Here is a 17,560-nt window from a genome sequence, read left to right on the forward strand (position 1 = left end):
CTGATGCACCGCCGCGGCCGCGCACCCGCCTGCCCCGGGCCGGACCCTGTTTCCGGTCCGGCAGGCGGGTGCGTCGTTGCCGCCGCCCTATTTCCCGACCTGGATCGCGCCCGATGCTCAAGCTGATACGCATGGTGGACCGCCTGTCCACCTTCGTGGGCCAGGCCTTCGCCTGGCTTATCGTGGTACTCACCGTACACATATGCTGGGAGGTAATGGCCCGGTATTTGTTCAACACCCCCAGCGCCTGGGCCTTCGACCTGCAACTGATGTACTACGGCGTGCTGTTCATGATGGCCGGCGCCTACACGCTGGCCAAGAACGGCCACGTGCGCGGCGACATCCTGTACGGTTTCCTGCCGGCGCGCGTGCAGGCCGGGCTGGACATCATTCTGTACATCGCGTTCTTCATTCCCGGCGTGGTGGCCATGGTGTGGGCCGGCTGGTATTACGCGGGCGAATCCATCGCGATTCGCGAGCATTCCTCGCTGATGGCGAACGGGCCGCCCATCTATCCCTTCAAGGCTTTCATTCCGATCGCTGGCGCGTTCCTGCTGCTGCAGGGTCTGGCCGAGATCGCGCGCTGCGTCCTGTGCCTGCGCCACGGCGCCTGGCCATCGCGCGCCGAAGACGTGGAAGAAGTGGACGTCGACAAACTCAAGGAAATGGTGCACGTCAAAGACGAAGACATCGCGCGGCTCGACCGCTACGTTATCGACGAGGAGAAGGCGCGATGAAGATCCACAAGGCACTGTGGTTCGGCCTGAGTTGCATCGCCATCGTGCTGGCGATGATCGGCTTCCTGACGCCCTGGCACGACATCACCACCGGCCACCTTGGGCTGCTGATGCTGGCGCTGATCGTGGTGGCGATCATGCTGGGCTTTCCCACCGCGTTCACGCTGATGGGCATGGGCGTGATATTCACCTTCCTGGCCTATTACCTGCAGAACCCGAACATCCAGCATTCGGTGCGGCAGACCCTGGACCTGATGGTGCAGCGCACGTACGCCACCATGACCAATGACGCGCTGATCTCGGTGCCCTTGTTCGTGTTCATGGGCTACCTGGTCGAACGCGCCAACCTGATCGAGAAGCTGTTCCGTTCCATGCACCTGGCCCTGGCCCGGCTGCCCGGCGCGCTGGCGGTGGCTACCCTGGCTACCTGCGCCATCTTCGCCACCGCCACCGGCATTGTCGGCGCGGTGGTGACGCTGATGGGGCTGCTGGCCATGCCGGCCATGCTGAAGGCCGGCTACAGCGTGCGCCTGACGGCGGGCTCTATCACCGCGGGCGGCTGCCTGGGCATCCTGCTGCCTCCTTCGGTGATGCTGATCGTCTACGGCGCCACTACCGGCGTGTCGGTGGTGCAGCTGTATGCGGGCGCGTTCTTTCCCGGCCTGATGCTGGCCGGCCTGTACGTGGCGTACGTGATGATGGTGGCCAAGCTGCGGCCGGACATGGCGCCGCCGCTGACGGCCGAAGAGCGGCGCATTCCCCTGCCCGCCGACGCCGAGGCCCTGTCGCGCCAGGGCTATACGCATGCCATGGCCGGCATGCTGGCCACGCTGTTCAAGGGCCGCCGCAATAGCGCCGTGTCGATGCGCTTCCTGTCGCGCAACATGATGCTGGCGCTGGCTCCGCTGCTGGCCTTCGCCGTGCTGACGGGATCGGTGTACTACATGGTGACCGAACCGCCAGTGGTGTATGAGATTCCCGATGAACTGCGCCTGGGCGGTGGCGACGACTACAGCAGCGGCTTGGCCGAGCCACCCACGGAAGACGGCGGGCTCGCCGAGCCGCCGGCCGCCGAGGGCGGTGTGGCCGAACCGCCCGGCGCGCCGGCCGCGCAAGCGGACGCCGGCGTGCAGGCCCCGGCCGAACCGGACGCCGAGTCCGGGCCGGCCCGCCAGCCCGCGCCAGGAGGCTACTGGATATTCTTCGGCGTGTGCCTGGCGCTGCTGGCGGTGTTCTATGCCCTGCTGACCTGGGCGCGCCTGGAAATCTTCAAGATGCTGATGGGCTCGTTCTTCCCGCTGGCGCTGATGATCGCCGCGGTGCTGGGCTCTATCACCTTCGGCCTGGCCACGCCCAGCGAAGCGGCGGCCATGGGCGCGATGGGCGGCGCGCTGCTGGCGCTGGCGTACCGGCGCCTGAACATGCCCATCCTGCAAGAATCGGTCTTTCTTACGGCCAAGACCAGCGCCATGGTGTGCTGGCTGTTCGTCGGGTCGTCGATTTTCTCGGCCGCGTTCGCGCTGCTGGGCGGGCAGCGCATCATCGAGGAATGGGTGCTGTCGCTGGGGCTGACGCAAATCCAGTTCATGCTGCTGGCGCAGGTCATTATCTTCCTGCTGGGCTGGCCGCTGGAATGGACCGAGATCATCGTGATTTTCATGCCGATTTTCGTGCCGCTGCTGATCACCTTCGATATCGATCCGCTGTTCTTCGGCCTGCTGGTGGCCCTGAACCTGCAGACCGCGTTCCTGTCGCCGCCGGTGGCCATGTCGGCCTTCTATCTGAAGGGCATATCGCCGCCACATGTGACGCTGAACCAGATTTTCCTGGGCATGATGCCGTTCATGGGCATCCAGGTGGTGGCGATTTTCCTGCTGTATGTGTTCCCGGAAATCGGCCTGTGGCTGCCTACCGTGTTGTACCGTTGAGCCTGGTCCGTTCTTGAAGGAAGCTGCAAATGCTGCAAACGCTGGAAGTCGCGTACGGCCCCCAGACCGCGGTGGTCTGGCTGGCCAGGCCCGAGGTGCGCAACGCGCTGGACGCGCGCCTGATTGCCGAGCTGACCGAAACCTTCATGACCCTGGGCGACGACCGCGAAGTGCGAGCCATCGTCCTGGCCGGGCGCGGCAAGGCTTTCTGCGCGGGCGCCGACCTGAACGCCATGCGCCACAGCGCCCAGGCCGGCGAAGCCGACAACCGCGCCGACGCGCTGGCCATGGCCACGCTGCTGCATACCGTCCACACCTGCCCGAAGCCCACCATCGCGCGGGTGCATGGCGCCTGCATGGCGGGTGGCATGGGGCTGGCGGCGGCGTGCGATATTGCGGTGGCGGCCCGCGAGGCGCGCTTCGCCCTGACCGAGACCCGGCTGGGGCTGATACCGGCCATGATCTCGCCGTACGTGCTGCGGGCCATCGGACCGCGCGCGGCGAGCCGCTGGTTCCTGAGCGCCGAAGTCTTCGAGGCCGCCGAGGCATGGCGCATGGGCCTGGTGCACGAATTGTGTGAGACCGATGAACTGGATGCCCGCATCAATGAACTGCTGGGGCATTTCATGCTGGCCTCGCCGCACGCGCTGGCGGAATCGAAACGTCTGATCCGCGAGCTTGCGGGCCGGGCCATCGATGCGGAGGTATTGGAAGATACCGCCGCCCGCCTCGCCGCGCAGCGCGCGACCGAGGACGGGCGCGAAGGGATTGCTGCGTTCCTGGAAAAACGCGCGCCGCGCTGGGTGCCGCGGGAAGAATAGGCGCCCGGGCGTCAGACACCCGGGTACACCTGGTTAATGATGGTGTTCGTCGATGACCAGGTGCGCCATGCCCGGCTCGGTGGCCAGGCCCACTTTCTTGCCAACGGGCAGGGTTGCCTTGGTGTCGATGTGCCCGTACGGCAGGCCCGTGACCACCGGCACCTTGACCGTGCGGCGCAGCCACTTCAGCACTTCGGGCATGTCGTAGCCGGCGTCGTGCGGCGCGAGCCGGTAGTTGGTGAAGTAGCCCAGCACGATGGCCTTCTGGCGTTGCAGCACGCCTGCCTGCCATAGCTGCGCCAGCATGCGCTCGACGCGGTACGGGTGCTCGGCCACGTCTTCCAGGAACAGAATGCCGCCGCGCACGCGTGGCATGTACGGCGTGCCCAGCAACGACACCAGCGTGGCCAGGTTGCCGCCCCACAGGATGCCCCGGCAATCCACCGGATCGGCGTCGGGCGTCTCGAAGCTCAGGATCTCAAGCTCGCCGCGCATCAGCTCGCCGAACAGCGCGGCGGTCAGGTCGTCGACCTGGTCGCCGCCGAAATCGGCCACCGCCGTCGCGCCCGAATAGCTGACGGCCCCGGTCTGCGCCAGAAGCGCCAGGTTGAACGCGGTGAAATCGCTCATGCCCACAAAGCGTTTGCCGCTGTCGGCCATGGCGCGCCAATCGATGTCGGGCAGCAGGCGGCTCAGGCCGTAGCCGCCGCGCGTGACCATGACGATGGGGTGCTTTTGGCGGATGGCGCGCGCCAGACCGGCCAGGCGCTGCTTTTCGGTACCCGCGAAGCGCTGCCGCACCGCCAGCGCGGCGCGGTCGACCGTGGTCTTGAAGCCCTCTTGCGCCAGCCGCTGGCAGGCGCGCTGCACGGTAGCCGGGTCGCGCACAGCCGACGATGGCGAAATCAGGTAGATGCCGCCGGCGGCGGGCGGCTGGCCGTGATCATGGCCGTGATGGTCATGGTCGCAGTCGTCGGCGCAGACATGGCCATGCTGCCCATGCGCGGGGCGATGCGGGGTGTTCATGTGGGGGATTCCTTGGCGCGGCGCGCGCGGAAGAACTGCCGCAGCAGATTGCCGCAGGGTTCGGCCAGCACGCCGCCGGTGATGGTGGTTTGATGATTGAGCCGCACGACCGCGCCCACGTCGAGCACGCTGCCGCAGGCGCCGGTCTTGGGATCGGCGGCGCCGTAGACGACCCGCGCCAGCCGCGCGTGCAGCATGGCGCCGATGCACATGACGCAGGGTTCCAGCGTGACGTACAGGCTGACGCCCGGCAACCGGTAATTGCCCAGGCGCCGCGCGGCGGCGCGCAACGCCACGATCTCGGCGTGCGCGGTGGGATCGCTGTCGGTGATGGTGCGGTTGTAGCCGGCGCCCAGCACCTGCCCCTGCGCATCGACCACCACGGCCCCGACCGGCACTTCGCCGGCCTGCCAGGCGGCTTCGGCCTGTTGCAGCGCCAGGGCGATGAAGTCGGCGTCGCCGGGCTGCGGCGCAGCCGGCAGCGGCGCCATGCCGGCGTCAGCCACGGTACACCCGCGACTTCAGCGCGATGCGCCCGGCCAGGCTGGTGACGGCCTCTTCAAGCCACTGGTACAGCTCGGCGTCTTCGTCGTAGCGCGCCTGGTTCAGGTTGGACACCCGGCCTTCCTCGATGAAGCCCCAGGCCCGGCTGCGCTTGTCGCGGTGCTTCGGATCCCAGACGCCGAAGGCGAAGCCGCCGGCGCGGCGGATCAGCGAAAAACACGGAATATCGGTATAGCCGTCGCCCACGAAGACCATCTGGTCGAACGGCACGCGCAGGCGGTCTTCGGGTACCTTGCGGTTGACCTCGAACGGCTTGTTGCGGAACTCGCGCCCGATAATGCCCTTCTGGATGTGGAACAGGTAGCGGGTCTTGTCGGTGAAGCTGACCAGCCGGCGCGGAAACGCGATGCCGCCGTCAGGGCCATAAACGAATTCGGACGACCAGATCTCGGTGAATTCGTGCGCGATGGGCGTGGCCCGCACCACGTCGCCGATGCCGCTGGAAATCAGGTAGAACTCGAGCTGCACCTGGGGATGCTCGGCCCGCACCGCGGCGCGCAGCCGCTGAAACAGCGTGGGCACGCCGTCGTGCAGTGGCAGGCTGGCGCCCCACTGGGCGAGGCGCTGCTGTGTGATGAGCCCGTGCGCGCCACTGCGCGAGAGTTCGATCATCTGGTACAGGTAGGCCGGAACCGGGTCCCAGTCGTGGTCGGACAGCAGCGGGCCGACCTTGTCTTTCCAGAAGGCGGCCGTATCCACCCCCATACTGTCCAGGAAGCCGGACGTGCTGTCGGGGGCCAGCGTGTCGTCGAAGTCGAATATCAGGGCGATGACGTCGGACATGAATGCAGCGCAAAGTCGTCGATAGGCGACATTTTGCCTGATTGCGGCCGCGGACGTTGCCGCGGCCGCAGTCCGGCCCGCCGCCCTAGCGCACCGGCACGGGTGTGGCGGGCATGCCCGGAGCCGTCGTGCCAGGCGCGGCGCCCGGCGGCACGGGGGCCGGCGGCACGGCGCCGGGCATCGCCCCGGGAGCCGTCGTGGCCGGCACGGCGCCCGAAGGCTGCGCCGGCACGGGAATTACTGTCTCGCGCAACACGCCGCCGCTTTCAACGCTGCCCTGCACGCTGGTGGGCGACGACATCTGGCGCAGGCAATCTTCGCGCTGGCCTTGTGGCAGCTTGTTGCATCGGGCCGTGGCATTGGCGTCGTAGTTGGCCGACTGGCCGTTATCCAGGCGCTTGCGCTGTGCTTCTTCGCGCGCCGCGCCGGCTTCGCGCAGGCAGGTGGCGCGGTCCTGGTTGGTCTGGCCGCTGTTGCAGCGCTGCACATCGGATTGGTACTGCGCCTCGATGGAGCCGGACGCCGCCGCGCCGGCTGCCTGGGCGGCCGGCATGCCGGCCACGCCCGCGCCCAATGCCAGGGCGCAGTACAGTTTTTGCATACGTCGCATGTTCATCTTCCGCTCCTTGTTGCTGTGCCGCGCCAGGCGCGGCCGTTTATTTACGGTACGGGAAAGACGATGCCGATGGCGAATGCAGATGTTACAAATCCGTCCGACCGTAACGGGTGCGGGGCGACGTAGCGGTCGGATACGATTCGCCGCGCTGGCGGCGGCCGCGATAGACCGCGGCGCGGATCAGCAGCATGGCGGTAACGGGCGAGGTAATGAACAGCAGCAGCGTGATAAGCACCTCATGCACCACCGGCCGTTGCTGCACGGCCGAGAACACCAGCATCGACGCCACCAGCACGCAGCCCGCGCCCAGGGTGTTGCCCAGGGTGGGCGCATGGATGCGGCAGAAGAAATTGTTGAAGCGCAGCAGGCCAGCCGAGCCGACCAGCGCCAGCAGGCCGCCCGCCACCAGCAGGATGCTGGCCGGAATGCCCGCCCACAGAGGGATGTCGGCGCTCATGGTTCGATGACCTCGCCGCGCAACAGGAACTTGGCCATGGCCGTCGCGCCTACGAACCCGAACAGCGCGATCAGCAGCGCCACGTCGAAATACACGGACGTGCCGGACCGCACGCCGAAGGCCAGCATGGCCAGCATGCCATTGATGTAGAGCGAATCGAGCGCCAGTACGCGGTCTTGCGCGGTCGGCCCGCGCACCAGCCGCACGGTGCCGCAGGCCATGCCCAGCACAAAGCAGAGCAAGGCGAACGACGCGGCCCAGTACAAGACGAGGTTCATTCGAAGATCTCCTTCAGGGTGCGCTCGTAGCGCTGCTTGATCAGGTCGATCCAGGCCTGTTCGTTTTCGAGGTCGAGCACGTGCAGCGTCAGTAAATCGTCGGACACGTCGACCCATACGGTGCCGGGCGTGTATGTGAGGATGCAGCCCAGTAGCGCGCGCGCATGCGGGTCGTGCAGGTCGAGCGGAACATGCACGTAGCCCGGCGAAAAATCGCGCCGGAAATCGATGATCAGCCGCCCTACCGCGATATTCGATCGCACGATGTCGACCGCCACGCGCCAGAGCAGGCCCGGCAACAGCCACAGCTTGTGCGGCCGGCTGCGCAGCGGCCGCAGGCGGCTGGACGCGAATCCCAGCCAGAGCGCCAGGGCCAGCCCCAGCACCGCCTGCCCGGCGGATAACGATTCGTTGAGCACCAGCCATAAGACCAGCAGCACCGCGGGCAACAGCAGCAGATAGGCGCGCCGCATTATCGTGCCTCCAGGGTACGGGCCGTGTCGGCCGACAGCACGGCGTCGATGTACAGGGCCGGCTGGTCGAGCGTGCGCGCGGCTTCGTCGAGGTAGGTGGACACCGGCCCTGCCCCGGCCGCCAGGCCCACGCACAGCAGGATCAGCACGGCCACGGGGCCGGCCTCGCTGATGCGCAGTCGCGGCGTGCTGCGCTCGTCGGCGCTCCAGAAGATGCGGATGCCGGCCCGGCCGAATGCCACAATGCCCGCCAGGCCCGACACCAGTACCGCCGCCACGAGAATCCAGGCGTCAGCCGGCTGCGCCGACGCATTGGCGGCGCTGACCGCCGCGGACAGCAGCGAGAACTTGGCCACGAAGCCCGACAGCGGCGGCAGGCCGGTCACCAGCAAGGCGCAGGCCACGAAGGCCAGCCCCAGAAAAGCCATGGCGGCGGGAATGGCCACGCCCACCACGTCATCGGAACGATTGGGCGTTTCGGGGTCGTCGAGGTCGAACATGTCCATGGTGACCGCCAGCACATTCGCGCCGAACGTGCGGGTACGCTCGACCAGCTCGACCAGCAGGAAGAAGGCGCCGGTGGTAAGCACCGAACTGAGCAGGTAGAACAGCGCCGGCCCGGTCAGGGTGACGCCGGGCATGCCCAGCGCCGTGAGCAGCGTGCCGGCCGAGATGATGACGCAATAGCCCACCATCTGTTCGAGCTGCTGCGTGGCCAGCAGGCCGACGGCGCCGAACACCAGCGTGCCCAGCCCGGCGGCGAACATCCAGTCGAGGCTGAAAGCCGCCGGCGCGCCGGTGGGCAGCAGCAGCGACCCAATGCGCAGCAAGGCGTAAATGCCGACCTTGGTCATGATGGAGAACACCGCCGCCACCGGCGCGCTGGCCGACCCGTAGCCGCGCACCAGCCAGAAGTTCAGCGGCCAGGCGCCCGCCTTGACCAGGAAGGCCAGCCCCAGCACCGCGGCGCCGGCTTCGAACAGCAGGCGCTCGCTGCCGTGCAGCGTGCCCGCGCGCACGGCCAGGTCGGCCAGGTTCAGGGTGCCGGTCACGCCATAGATGAGCGCAATGCTGATCAGCAGCAGGAACGACGCCACCAGGTTGACGGCAATGTAATGCAACCCCGCGCCGACCCGCGCCACGCCGGAACCGTGCAGCAGCAACCCATACGACGCGGCCAGCAGCACTTCGAAGAACACGAACAGATTGAACAGGTCGCCCGTGAGGAAGGCGCCGTTCAGGCCCATGAGCAGGAACTGGAACAGCGGATGGAAATGCACGCCCAGGCGATCCCAGCGGGCCAGCGCGTAGATCAGCGCGGCCAGGCCCAGCACCGCGTTGAGCGCCAGCATGATGGCCGACAGGCGATCGACCACCAGCACGATGCCGAACGGCGCGGGCCAGTCGCCCGGCAAATAGACGCCGACGCCCGATGGCCAGTGCCCCCCTGCCCCGGCCGCCAGCGCCAGCAGCGCGACCGCGGCCGCCAGTTGGGCCAGCCCCGAGGCCACCGCGATGCCGGCCCGCACGCCGCGGCGGGTGTCGCCCAGCAGCAGCATCGCCGCGCCGGCGAGCAGCGGCACCGCGATGGGATACATGGGCGCATGTTGCAGCCAATCGATCAAGATTCGGACTCCCTGCCATCGACGTGATCAGTGCCGGTAAGGCCGCGCGAGGCCAGCAGCACCACCAGGAACAGCGCGGTGGTGGCAAAGCCGATGACGATGGCGGTAAGCACCAGCGCCTGTGGCAACGGATCGGCCAGCGTGGACGGGTCGGGCGCGACCGCCGGGTCGACAACCGGAGGGCGGCCGACCGTCAGGCGGCCCATGCCGAAAATGAAGAGGTTGACGGCGTACGACACCAGTGTCAGCCCCATGATGACCTGGAACGTGCGCGGGCGCAGGATCAGCCACACGCCCGACCCGGCCAGCACGCCAATGGCGGCGGCGTATATCAGTTCCATCAGGCGGTACCTCCTTGTTGCGCGGCCGCCTGAGCTTCGGCGGCTGCCTTGCGTTGCGCGCGCAGCGATTGGTGAGCCAGCGCGACCAGCATCAGCAGCGTGCCGCCGACCACCAGCATATAGACGCCCACGTCGAACAGCAGCACCGTGGAAAGATGGATGTGCCCGAGCAGCGGCACCGGGACATCCCAGGCCAGCGCCGACAGGAACGGCCGCGAGGCCAGCCAGGCCGACATCGCGGTGAGGCCCGCGCACAAGAGGCCCAGCGCGATCCAGTGCTGCGGATTGAGCCGGCTGCGCGATTCGACCCAATAAACCCCGCCCACCATGTATTGCAGGATCACCGCCGTGGCCATTACCAGCCCGCCTACAAAGCCGCCGCCCGGCTGGTTGTGGCCGCGCAGCAGCAGGTAGGCCGAGACCATGGCGGCAATGGGCAGCACCAGGCGCACCAGCACGGCCGGCAGGGCCATGGGGCCAGCGGGCAGATCCGCCCGGATGTCGGGCGCGGCGCTGGGCGCGCTGGCCGGGTCGCGCTGCTGCACCGGGATGTCGGCGCTTTCGGTGGCGGGCCGGAAGCGCCGCAGCAAGGCATACACCGTGAGAGCAACGATGCCCACCACGGTAATTTCGCCCAGCGTGTCGAAGCCGCGGAAGTCGACCAGGATGACATTGACCACGTTGGTGCCGCCGCCGTCCGGCAAGGCATGGTCGACGAAGAACGACGAGATGGTGTGGCCCGGCGTGCGCGTCAGCATGGCGTAGGCCAGCGCCGCCACCGACGTGCCCGCCACTGCTGCGATGATCACGTCGCGGGTGCGCCGCAGGCGCGCGCGGGTTTCGTGCCGCTCGCCTTCGAGGCTGCCCTCGATGCGGCGCGGCAGCCAGCGCAGGCCGGACAGCAGCAGCACGACGGTGACGACCTCGACGGCCAGCTGTGTCAGGGCGAGATCGGGCGCCGAAAACCAGACGAAGGTCAGGCAGGTGGCCAGGCCCGCCCCGCCCGCCAGGATGAGCGCGGCCAGACGATGGTACTTGGCCTGGAACGCCGTGCCGATGGCGCAGATGCCGCCCACGACCCAGAGCGCGGCAAAGGCCGGATCGAGCGCCAGGATGGGGGTCGGCGCGTCGTTCCAGCGGCCATGGTGCAGCGGCAGCCACGCCACCAGCAGCGCGCCAACCACGATCAGCACCATCTGCACCTGCAGGCGTGGCGAGGCAATGCGGTTCAGCACCCAGCCAGCCGCCACGCTGGAATGGTCGAGCAGGAATTCGAACGAGCGGCGGCCATCGAAGCGGTAAATGAATGGCACCTTGCCCGGCTGGGCCTGCTGGCGCGCCCGCAGCGCCAGGTACAGCAGGATGCCCCCCGCCATGGCCACGAAACTCATGAGCATCGGCAGGTTCAGGCCATGCCACACCGCCAGGCTGTACTCGGGCATGTCGGCGCCCAGCACGCTCTGCGCGGCGGCGTGCAGGAAAGGCCCGACGGTAATGCCCGGGATCACGCCCACCACCAGGCACATCAGCACCAGCAAGGCGCTGGGCACCAGCATCCAGCGCGGCGGCTCGTGCGGCGCGCGCGGCAAGTCGTGCGCCGGCGGGCCAAAAAAGACCTGCAGAATGAAACGCAGGGAATAGGCCACGCTAAAAGCGCTGGCCAACACGGCCATCGCCGGCAGGCCATACTGGATGAGCGGGTCGCCGCTGACGAAGGTGGTCTCGGCGAAGAACATTTCTTTCGAGATGAAGCCGTTGAGCAGCGGCACCCCGGCCATGGCCGCCGCCGCCACCATGGCCAGCGTGGCGGTGATGGGCATGGCGCGCCGCAAGCCGCTCAAGCGGCCGAGGTCGCGCGTGCCGGTTTCGTGGTCGACGATGCCGGCCGCCATGAACAGCGACGCCTTGAACGTGGCGTGATTGACCATGTGGAAGATGGCGGCCACCAGGCCCAATGAGCTGTTCATGCCCAGCAGCAGCGTGATCAGGCCCAGATGGCTGATGGTGGAATACGCCAGCACGCCTTTCATATCCTGCTGGAAGATGGCGGCGTATGCCCCCAGCACCAGCGAGCACAGCCCTGCCCCGCCGATGATCCAGAACCATTCTTCGGTGCCGGCCAGCACCGGCCAGAAGCGCGCCAGCAAGAACACGCCGGCTTTCACCATGGTCGCCGAGTGCAGGTAGGCCGACACCGGCGTGGGCGCGGCCATGGCGTTGGGCAGCCAGAACTGGAACGGAAACTGGGCGCTTTTGGTCAGGGCCCCCAGCGCGAGCAGGATGAGCACGGCCGGGTACCACGGGTCGGACCGGACCAGGTCGCCGGCGGCCAGCACGCGGTCGAGGTCGTAGCTGCCGACGATATGGCCCAGAATGAGCACGCCGGCCAGCAGGCACAGGCCTCCGGCGCCCGTGACGGTAAGCGCCATGCGCGCGCCGCGCTTGGCGTCCAGCCGGTGGTGCCAATAGGCGATCAGCATGAACGAGGCCAGGCTGGTCATTTCCCAGAACAGCACCAGCTGGATCAGGTTGCCCGACAGCACGACGCCGAGCATGGCGGCCATGAAGGCCTGGAAAAACGAGAAAAAACGCGGCACCGGGTCTTCGGGCGACATGTAGTAGCGTGCGTACAGCACCACCAGCGCGCCCATGCCCGAGACGATCAGCGCGAACAGCCACGCGTAGCCGTCCATGCGCAGCGTGAATTGCAGGCCCAGCGCCGGCGCCCATGCCAGGTCGGCCCGGATCACGCCGCCTTCGGCCACCTGTGGATACAGGCCGGCCACCAGCACCACGCATGCCAGCGCCGTCAGGCCGGCCAGCCAGGCCTCGGCGTTGCGGGCGTTGGACGGCAGCAGCGCGGCACACAGGCTGCCGGCAAACGGCAGAGCGAGGATGAGAATCAGCGACATGGCGTTCCGGGAGGACCAGCGGCTTGTCTCGTGGGCGTGAGTCAAGCATACGGCCGGGTGACGTTACTCGGAAGCCTGGCGTGGCGCGCCGTTGCAGCGACGCCGCGACCGCGACGCCAGCGCGTCGAAGAAGCCGGCCAGGAATCCACCCCGAAAAATATCAGATTCTTGTAAGGTTCGCACGACGCTTGGGGTTGCCGATGCAATAATGCGCCCGCGCCCGCCCTGTCGTGGCGGACGCATACAGGAGACCTCATGTTAAAGAAGAACCCGTTTTTCAACACCGCCCTGCTCGCCGTGGCCTGCCTGATCGGCTCCGGCGCGCAGGCCCAGGGCTACCCTGAACGCCCCGTGCGCCTGCTGGTGCCCTTTGCCGCCGGCGGCACCACCGACCTGGTGGCCCGCATCGTGGCCGACGGCCTGAGCCGCGAACTGGGCCAGCCCGTGGTGGTCGAGAACCGCGGCGGCGGCGGCGGCGCGATCGGCGCCGAAGCCCTGACCAAGGCCGCGCCCGACGGCTACACCATCGGCGTGGCCACCGTCAGCACCATGGCCACCAACCCCGCCACCAATGCGCAGACCCCGTACGATCCGCTGAAAGACTTCACGCCGATCACCAACCTGGTCAACGTGCCCAACGTGCTGACGGTGAACCCGAAAACGCCGGCCAAGACCCTGAAGGAATTCATCGCCCTGCTGAAATCGCAGCCCGGCACCTACAGCTATGCCTCGGCCGGCACGGGCAGCATTTCGCACCTGGACGGCGAACTCTTCAAGTCGCTGACCGGTACCGACATGATCCATGTGCCGTACCGGGGTTCGGGCCCGGCGCTGAACGACACGCTGGCCGGCCAGGTCAGCGCCCAGTTCGACAACCTGCCCTCGTCGATTTCGCACATCCAGGCTGGCAAGCTGCGCGCGCTGGCCGTGGCGGCCCCGGCTCGCGTGGCCGGCCTGCCCGATGTGCCCACGTTCGCCGAAGCGGGCCTGCCCGCCATGGACAACATGGCCTGGTATGGCCTGGTGGCGCCGGCCGGCGTCTCGCCCGCCATCGTCAAGCGCGTGCACGACGCGGCCGTGAAGACGCTGCAAGACCCGGCCATCCGCCAGCGCCTCGAAGAGCGCGGCGCTCTGGTCGATGGCAATACGCCCGAGCAGTACGCGGCCCAGATCAAGCGCGAGCTCGAACTGCGCAAGCGCATCGCCGATGAGCAGCACATCCGGCTGAACTAAGCCGCGACCGCCGGCCGCCTGCTCAGGCGGCCGGCACTTCCCGCACCCCGACTCCCATGTCCTGCCAGGCTTCGGCGTGGCAAGTAAAGAGCAGCACCTGGTGGCGCGAGGCCGCGTCGTACAGGGCCCGCTTCATCAGTTCGCGCCGGCTGTCGTCGGCATGGACCAGGGTGTCGTCCAGCACCAGCAGCGTCGGGCGGCCTGCCTGCTGCAGCAGATCGGCATAGGCAAGCCGCGCCAGCACGCCCAGCTGCTCGCGCGTACCGAAGCTGAGCATCTCGATCGCATCGTCGCCTTTGCCGCGCGCCAGCGCCGCGGGCATCAGCGCATCGTCCAGGCGCCATTGCGCGCCAGGAAACAACAGGCCCACATAATGCTGCAGCCGGCGCGCCAGCGGATCGAGCAGGCGCTGCGTGGCCGCCGCGCGCCGCTCGCCGACCAGCTGCCACAGCAGGTCGAGCGCCCGCGCCCGCATGGCGAATTCGTCGCGCCGCCGCGCCAGCCGCTGGGCATCGGCCTGCGCCTGCAGTAGTTGCTCGCCCAGCCCCTGGGCCTGGGCCTGTTCAAGCTTGCCCTGCAATTGCAGCAGCTCGGCGTGGCGGCGCTGGTGCGCATCGCGGGCCAGCGCCGCCGATTGTTCAAAGCGCCGGGCATCCTGCTCGATGATCTCGGGCTGATGCGCCTGCAGGGCCGCCTGCGCGGCCTGGGCGCGCTGCGCCAGCGTGTCGCGCCGCGCCCTCGCCTCGACCAGTCTGGCGCCGCGTTGCTCGCGCTGCGCAGCCCGCCCGGCGGCGTCGAACTCGCCCTGCCGCGCCGTCCACTGGGCTTGCAGCACCTGCGTGCTGGCCTGCTGCGTATCGAGCGCGGTGCGCGCCGACACCACCTCCTGGGCGGCATGTCCGGCCTCGGCCGTGGCCGCGCGCAAGGCCTGCTGCGCCTGCTCCAGGCTCACGGGCGCGGCGGCGTCGGGCAAACCGGCTCGCAGCGCCTGCAGTTGCGCGCGGCGCTCATGGGCCTGGCGCTGGGCTGCCCGCAATGCGTCGACGCCCTCGGGCGCCTGGATCCGCAAATGTTGGCGCGCCATATCCAGGTCGCGGCGCGCCCGCTCGTGGGCGGCGGCCCGCGTCTCGGCTTCGGCCAGGCTGACGGCGCCCAGGCGCGCAAGCAGGCCCTGCCGCTCGGCCTGCGCCGTGTGCAACGCCGCGAGTACCGCCGGCAGGTCGCGCCCGCCCGGTTCGATGCGCAAAGTGCCAACCCCGGGAATGCGCAATTCGGTCGCCTCGGCCAGCAGCACTTCGCCCGAGTCCGTTAATGCCGACTCGCCCATGTCGATGCGGCGGCCGGCTTCCAGGCGATGTTCCAGCCGGGTCGCGCCCGCGCGTTGCTGCACCTGCAGATGCGCGATGCGCTGTTCCAGTTCGCGCAGGCCGCGCAGGCCGGCTTCATCGATCGCCAGCCCGGCAACGTCGCGCTGCAGGGCGTCGATTTGTTGCGCGAACTTCCCGGCTTGGGCAATGGCCTCGTCCAGGCGCTGCAGCTCGCGGTCCAGCCGCTGCAGTTGTTCGTCGCAGTCGCGCCGCTGTGCCGCCTGCTGCGCGGCGGCCACCTGCGCATGGCAATGTGCTAATTGCTCGTCGGCCTGCTGTTGCCGCTGCAGGGCCCGCTGCAGCGCGGCACGGGCCGGCTCCAGGCCGGCCGAGGCCGCTTCGGCCTGGGCCCGCAGTTCGCGCAACGCCGCGCTATCGCGCTGGTCCCGCTCGACCTGGTCGTGCAGCAGCGCCAGGGTATCGTCGGCCTGCGCCAGTTCACGCTGCAGGCCGGCCAGCGCCTCGCGCTCGCGGTCGATCTCGGCCAGGCGCGCGCGCGCCTGCGCCGCGCGCTGTTCGAAATCGAGCCAGGGTTGCTCATGTTGCGCCTTGTCGTGGTCGCGCCGCAGCGCGGCCAGCCGGTCTACGTCGGCATCCAGCGCCCGCTTGGCGGCGGCCAGCGCTTCGGCGGCCTGCGCGGCCCGCTGGCTGGCGTCTTCGGCCTCTTTGTAGGCGCCCTTGGGCCGGCCGCTGCGTGCATCACGCAATGCGGCGCGTTCGGTCTCGATGCGTTCGTAGAGGTAATCGCCGTCGGCCGAGGCCAGTTCCCCGGTCAGACGCGTCAGCGCCTCGCGCAGGTGACCCTGCGCATGGCCCGCTGGTTCGGCCAGGTTCTGCCCTTCGCCTTGCTGGATCCAGAGCAGACCTGGGATGCCGCCGTGCTCGGGCCGGCTGGTGCCCTTGGCGGAAAATTCGAACCCCAGCAGGCCCGCCAGCGTATTTTCGGCTGCCTCGCCTTCATGGCGCTCGGCGCCGTCGTCGACCAGCAGCTCGCAGCGCGCACGGCTGAGGAACGACTTGCGCAGCAGATAGCGGCGCCCGCCGTGCTCGAATTCGATCTCGACCGAGGGCCTGGCGCCCTGCGCGCCCCACGGCGCCAGGCCGGCCACCTTGGTGGTCTTGTAGCGTTCCAGGAACGCGGCGCGGATGGCGGCCACGAAGGTGCTCTTGCCGGCCTCGTTCGGACCGGCGATGACGTTCAGGCCGTCGGCCAGATCGTCCAGCACGGCGGCGCCGCGGAACTTGCGGAATTCTTCTAGCGCGATACGGCGCAGCTTCATGGCGACTCCGCCCGTTCGCGCTGGAATTGCACCAGCAGGCGCAAGGCCTGCCTGGCGGCCGAAGCCTGGGCCGGATCGTCCTGTAGCGCTTGCAGTTGCGCGGCCACTTCGCCCACGTAGCCGCTCGCCCCCAGGGCTGCCAGGTCTTGCGCGCCAGGCGCCAGGGACACGTTGGCGGCATCGAGCAGCAAGGCGCGCGTGCGCGCGGCGGCGCGTGCCACGGATTCTTGCAGCATGTCCCAGGCATCGAGCGGCAACTGGCCGGAGAGCTCCAGGCGCAGCACGTCGTGCGCGCCCAGGGCCTGCAGGCGCTGTGCCAGCGCTTCGGCATCGGATGGCAGCACCAGCGATTCGGTCCAGTGCGCCCATCGGTATTGCGCCACTGGCAGCGTCTGGACCACGGGCTCGGCGCCAGCGCCGGGCAAGCGCACGTCCAGCGCACAGCCCGAGGCATTGGCGCGGAAGCGGTCGGGCTCGGGCGTGCCGGCATACCAGGTACGGGCGTCGATTTGCAGGCAGCCGTGCCAGTCGCCCAGGGCCAGATAGTCGAGCCTGGCACGGGCCGCGCGGTCGGCGGCAATGGGATTGGCGGAATCCACCGTATCGGGCAGCCGGCCGGCCACGCTGCCGTGGGCCAGCCCCACCCGCACGCGGCCCGGCTCGGTAGCCAGCGTATCGAACACGGCGGTGGTGTCGTCGTAAGTGTGGCGCTGCGTCAGAGGCGCGGCCAGCACGGCCAGGTTCAGGCCGGGCAGGTCAACCACGCCGGGCCGCAGCGGCACATGCACGTTGGCCCCGATGCAGCCGAGCTGGTGCGCCCGCGACCAGACGCTGTCGGCCAGCGCCGCGTCGTGGTTGCCGGCAATAAGCACCCAGGGGCCGGCATAGCCGGCCAGCGCATCGAACAAGCGGCGAATGCTGCGGTCGGACACGGCCTGGGTGTCGAATACGTCGCCCGCCACCAGCACCGCGTCGGCGCGCCGCTCGGTCGCCAGTGCGGCGATGCGAGCCACCGCCGCATAGCGGGCCTCGGCCAGCATGGCGGCGTCATCGGTGTCGAACTGGCCGTACTGCCGCCCGATCTGCCAATCGGCGGTATGGATGAGATGAATCACGAGT

Annotated in this window: 16 protein-coding genes; 4 read left to right on the forward strand and 12 right to left on the reverse strand. The window is 68.8% G+C overall.

Annotated features, from left to right (window positions below):
* Positions 1-113: 113 nt before the first annotated feature.
* The 3 genes from BPET_RS12945 to BPET_RS12955 are packed head-to-tail and all read left to right on the forward strand — an operon-like array spanning position 114 to position 3,486.
* Positions 114-737: a TRAP transporter small permease subunit gene (locus BPET_RS12945; protein ID WP_012249471.1), complete on the forward strand. Its 624-nt coding sequence runs from the start codon at positions 114-116 to the stop codon at positions 735-737.
* The gene (locus BPET_RS12950; RefSeq protein ID WP_012249472.1) at positions 734-2,665 is read left to right on the forward strand and encodes a TRAP transporter large permease; all 1,932 of its coding nucleotides are present in this window, start codon (positions 734-736) and stop codon (positions 2,663-2,665) included. Before BPET_RS12945 ends, BPET_RS12950 begins: the two co-directional genes overlap by 4 nt.
* A gap of 29 nt (positions 2,666-2,694) precedes the next feature.
* Entirely contained in the window at positions 2,695-3,486 is a 792-nt protein-coding gene (locus tag BPET_RS12955; RefSeq protein ID WP_012249473.1) for an enoyl-CoA hydratase/isomerase family protein, read from the forward strand.
* Positions 3,487-3,519: 33 nt separating this feature from the next.
* Here the strand turns inward: BPET_RS12955 and BPET_RS12960 are convergent, their stop codons facing one another.
* From BPET_RS12960 to BPET_RS13005, 10 genes are all read right to left on the reverse strand, one after another.
* Positions 3,520-4,512 carry an LD-carboxypeptidase gene (locus BPET_RS12960; RefSeq protein WP_012249474.1) on the reverse strand — a complete coding sequence of 331 codons (993 nt, stop codon included), beginning with the start codon at positions 4,510-4,512 and terminating at the stop codon, positions 3,520-3,522.
* Entirely contained in the window at positions 4,509-5,003 is a 495-nt protein-coding gene (gene tadA, locus BPET_RS12965; RefSeq protein ID WP_012249475.1) for a tRNA adenosine(34) deaminase TadA, read from the reverse strand. The genes BPET_RS12960 and tadA overlap by 4 nt, the downstream gene beginning before the upstream one ends.
* Positions 5,004-5,010: 7 nt before the next feature.
* Entirely contained in the window at positions 5,011-5,859 is an 849-nt protein-coding gene (locus BPET_RS12970; RefSeq protein ID WP_012249476.1) for an HAD family hydrolase, read from the reverse strand.
* Between the two features lie 85 nt (positions 5,860-5,944).
* Positions 5,945-6,475, reverse strand: coding sequence for a hypothetical protein (locus BPET_RS12975; RefSeq protein ID WP_012249477.1), 531 nt, complete (start codon positions 6,473-6,475; stop codon positions 5,945-5,947).
* An 85-nt stretch (positions 6,476-6,560) separates the two neighbouring features.
* Positions 6,561-6,932 carry a monovalent cation/H(+) antiporter subunit G gene (gene mnhG, locus BPET_RS12980; protein ID WP_012249478.1) on the reverse strand — a complete coding sequence of 124 codons (372 nt, stop codon included), beginning with the start codon at positions 6,930-6,932 and terminating at the stop codon, positions 6,561-6,563.
* Positions 6,929-7,210, reverse strand: coding sequence for a K+/H+ antiporter subunit F (locus BPET_RS12985; RefSeq protein WP_012249479.1), 282 nt, complete (start codon positions 7,208-7,210; stop codon positions 6,929-6,931). The genes mnhG and BPET_RS12985 overlap by 4 nt, the downstream gene beginning before the upstream one ends.
* The gene (locus BPET_RS12990) at positions 7,207-7,683 is read right to left on the reverse strand and encodes a Na+/H+ antiporter subunit E (protein WP_012249480.1); all 477 of its coding nucleotides are present in this window, start codon (positions 7,681-7,683) and stop codon (positions 7,207-7,209) included. Before BPET_RS12990 ends, BPET_RS12985 begins: the two co-directional genes overlap by 4 nt.
* The gene (locus BPET_RS12995) at positions 7,683-9,308 is read right to left on the reverse strand and encodes a monovalent cation/H+ antiporter subunit D (RefSeq protein WP_041862884.1); all 1,626 of its coding nucleotides are present in this window, start codon (positions 9,306-9,308) and stop codon (positions 7,683-7,685) included. The genes BPET_RS12990 and BPET_RS12995 overlap by 1 nt, the downstream gene beginning before the upstream one ends.
* Entirely contained in the window at positions 9,305-9,649 is a 345-nt protein-coding gene (locus tag BPET_RS13000; protein WP_012249482.1) for a Na+/H+ antiporter subunit C, read from the reverse strand. The genes BPET_RS12995 and BPET_RS13000 overlap by 4 nt, the downstream gene beginning before the upstream one ends.
* Positions 9,649-12,561 carry a monovalent cation/H+ antiporter subunit A gene (locus tag BPET_RS13005; protein ID WP_012249483.1) on the reverse strand — a complete coding sequence of 971 codons (2,913 nt, stop codon included), beginning with the start codon at positions 12,559-12,561 and terminating at the stop codon, positions 9,649-9,651. Before BPET_RS13005 ends, BPET_RS13000 begins: the two co-directional genes overlap by 1 nt.
* Positions 12,562-12,816: 255 nt before the next feature.
* Between BPET_RS13005 and BPET_RS13010 the strand changes: the two genes are divergently transcribed.
* The gene (locus tag BPET_RS13010; protein WP_012249484.1) at positions 12,817-13,794 is read left to right on the forward strand and encodes a Bug family tripartite tricarboxylate transporter substrate binding protein; all 978 of its coding nucleotides are present in this window, start codon (positions 12,817-12,819) and stop codon (positions 13,792-13,794) included.
* Positions 13,795-13,816: 22 nt separating this feature from the next.
* On the opposite strand, the gene BPET_RS27445 is transcribed toward BPET_RS13010, so the two are convergent.
* Together BPET_RS27445 and BPET_RS13020 are read right to left on the reverse strand one after the other, a co-directional pair.
* The gene (locus BPET_RS27445; RefSeq protein WP_012249485.1) at positions 13,817-16,441 is read right to left on the reverse strand and encodes an AAA family ATPase; all 2,625 of its coding nucleotides are present in this window, start codon (positions 16,439-16,441) and stop codon (positions 13,817-13,819) included.
* Positions 16,438-17,556 (reverse strand): metallophosphoesterase family protein, encoded by a 1,119-nt coding sequence (locus tag BPET_RS13020; protein WP_041862885.1) that lies wholly within the window; start codon positions 17,554-17,556, stop codon positions 16,438-16,440. Before BPET_RS13020 ends, BPET_RS27445 begins: the two co-directional genes overlap by 4 nt.
* Between the last annotated feature and the right edge of the window lie 4 nt (positions 17,557-17,560).

This window comes from Bordetella petrii, from assembly GCF_000067205.1.
In the GTDB taxonomy this organism is placed as follows: Bacteria; Pseudomonadota; Gammaproteobacteria; order Burkholderiales; family Burkholderiaceae_B; genus Bordetella_A; species Bordetella_A petrii.

Excerpts from the sequence above, each read along its gene's own strand:
- BPET_RS12955 (WP_012249473.1), top strand. The coding sequence starts at position 2,695 with ATGCTGCAAACGCTGGAAGTCGCGTACGGCCCCCAGACCGCGGTGGTC.
- BPET_RS13005 (WP_012249483.1), bottom strand. The coding sequence starts at position 12,561 with ATGTCGCTGATTCTCATCCTCGCTCTGCCGTTTGCCGGCAGCCTGTGT.
- BPET_RS12970 (WP_012249476.1), bottom strand. The coding sequence starts at position 5,859 with ATGTCCGACGTCATCGCCCTGATATTCGACTTCGACGACACGCTGGCC.
- BPET_RS12950 (WP_012249472.1), top strand. The coding sequence starts at position 734 with ATGAAGATCCACAAGGCACTGTGGTTCGGCCTGAGTTGCATCGCCATC.
- BPET_RS12960 (WP_012249474.1), bottom strand. The coding sequence starts at position 4,512 with ATGAACACCCCGCATCGCCCCGCGCATGGGCAGCATGGCCATGTCTGC.
- BPET_RS12990 (WP_012249480.1), bottom strand. The coding sequence starts at position 7,683 with ATGCGGCGCGCCTATCTGCTGCTGTTGCCCGCGGTGCTGCTGGTCTTA.
- BPET_RS12985 (WP_012249479.1), bottom strand. The coding sequence starts at position 7,210 with ATGAACCTCGTCTTGTACTGGGCCGCGTCGTTCGCCTTGCTCTGCTTT.
- BPET_RS12945 (WP_012249471.1), top strand. The coding sequence starts at position 114 with ATGCTCAAGCTGATACGCATGGTGGACCGCCTGTCCACCTTCGTGGGC.
- mnhG (WP_012249478.1), bottom strand. The coding sequence starts at position 6,932 with ATGAGCGCCGACATCCCTCTGTGGGCGGGCATTCCGGCCAGCATCCTG.
- BPET_RS27445 (WP_012249485.1), bottom strand. The coding sequence starts at position 16,441 with ATGAAGCTGCGCCGTATCGCGCTAGAAGAATTCCGCAAGTTCCGCGGC.
- tadA (WP_012249475.1), bottom strand. The coding sequence starts at position 5,003 with ATGGCGCCGCTGCCGGCTGCGCCGCAGCCCGGCGACGCCGACTTCATC.
- BPET_RS12975 (WP_012249477.1), bottom strand. The coding sequence starts at position 6,475 with ATGAACATGCGACGTATGCAAAAACTGTACTGCGCCCTGGCATTGGGC.
- BPET_RS13000 (WP_012249482.1), bottom strand. The coding sequence starts at position 9,649 with ATGGAACTGATATACGCCGCCGCCATTGGCGTGCTGGCCGGGTCGGGC.
- BPET_RS13010 (WP_012249484.1), top strand. The coding sequence starts at position 12,817 with ATGTTAAAGAAGAACCCGTTTTTCAACACCGCCCTGCTCGCCGTGGCC.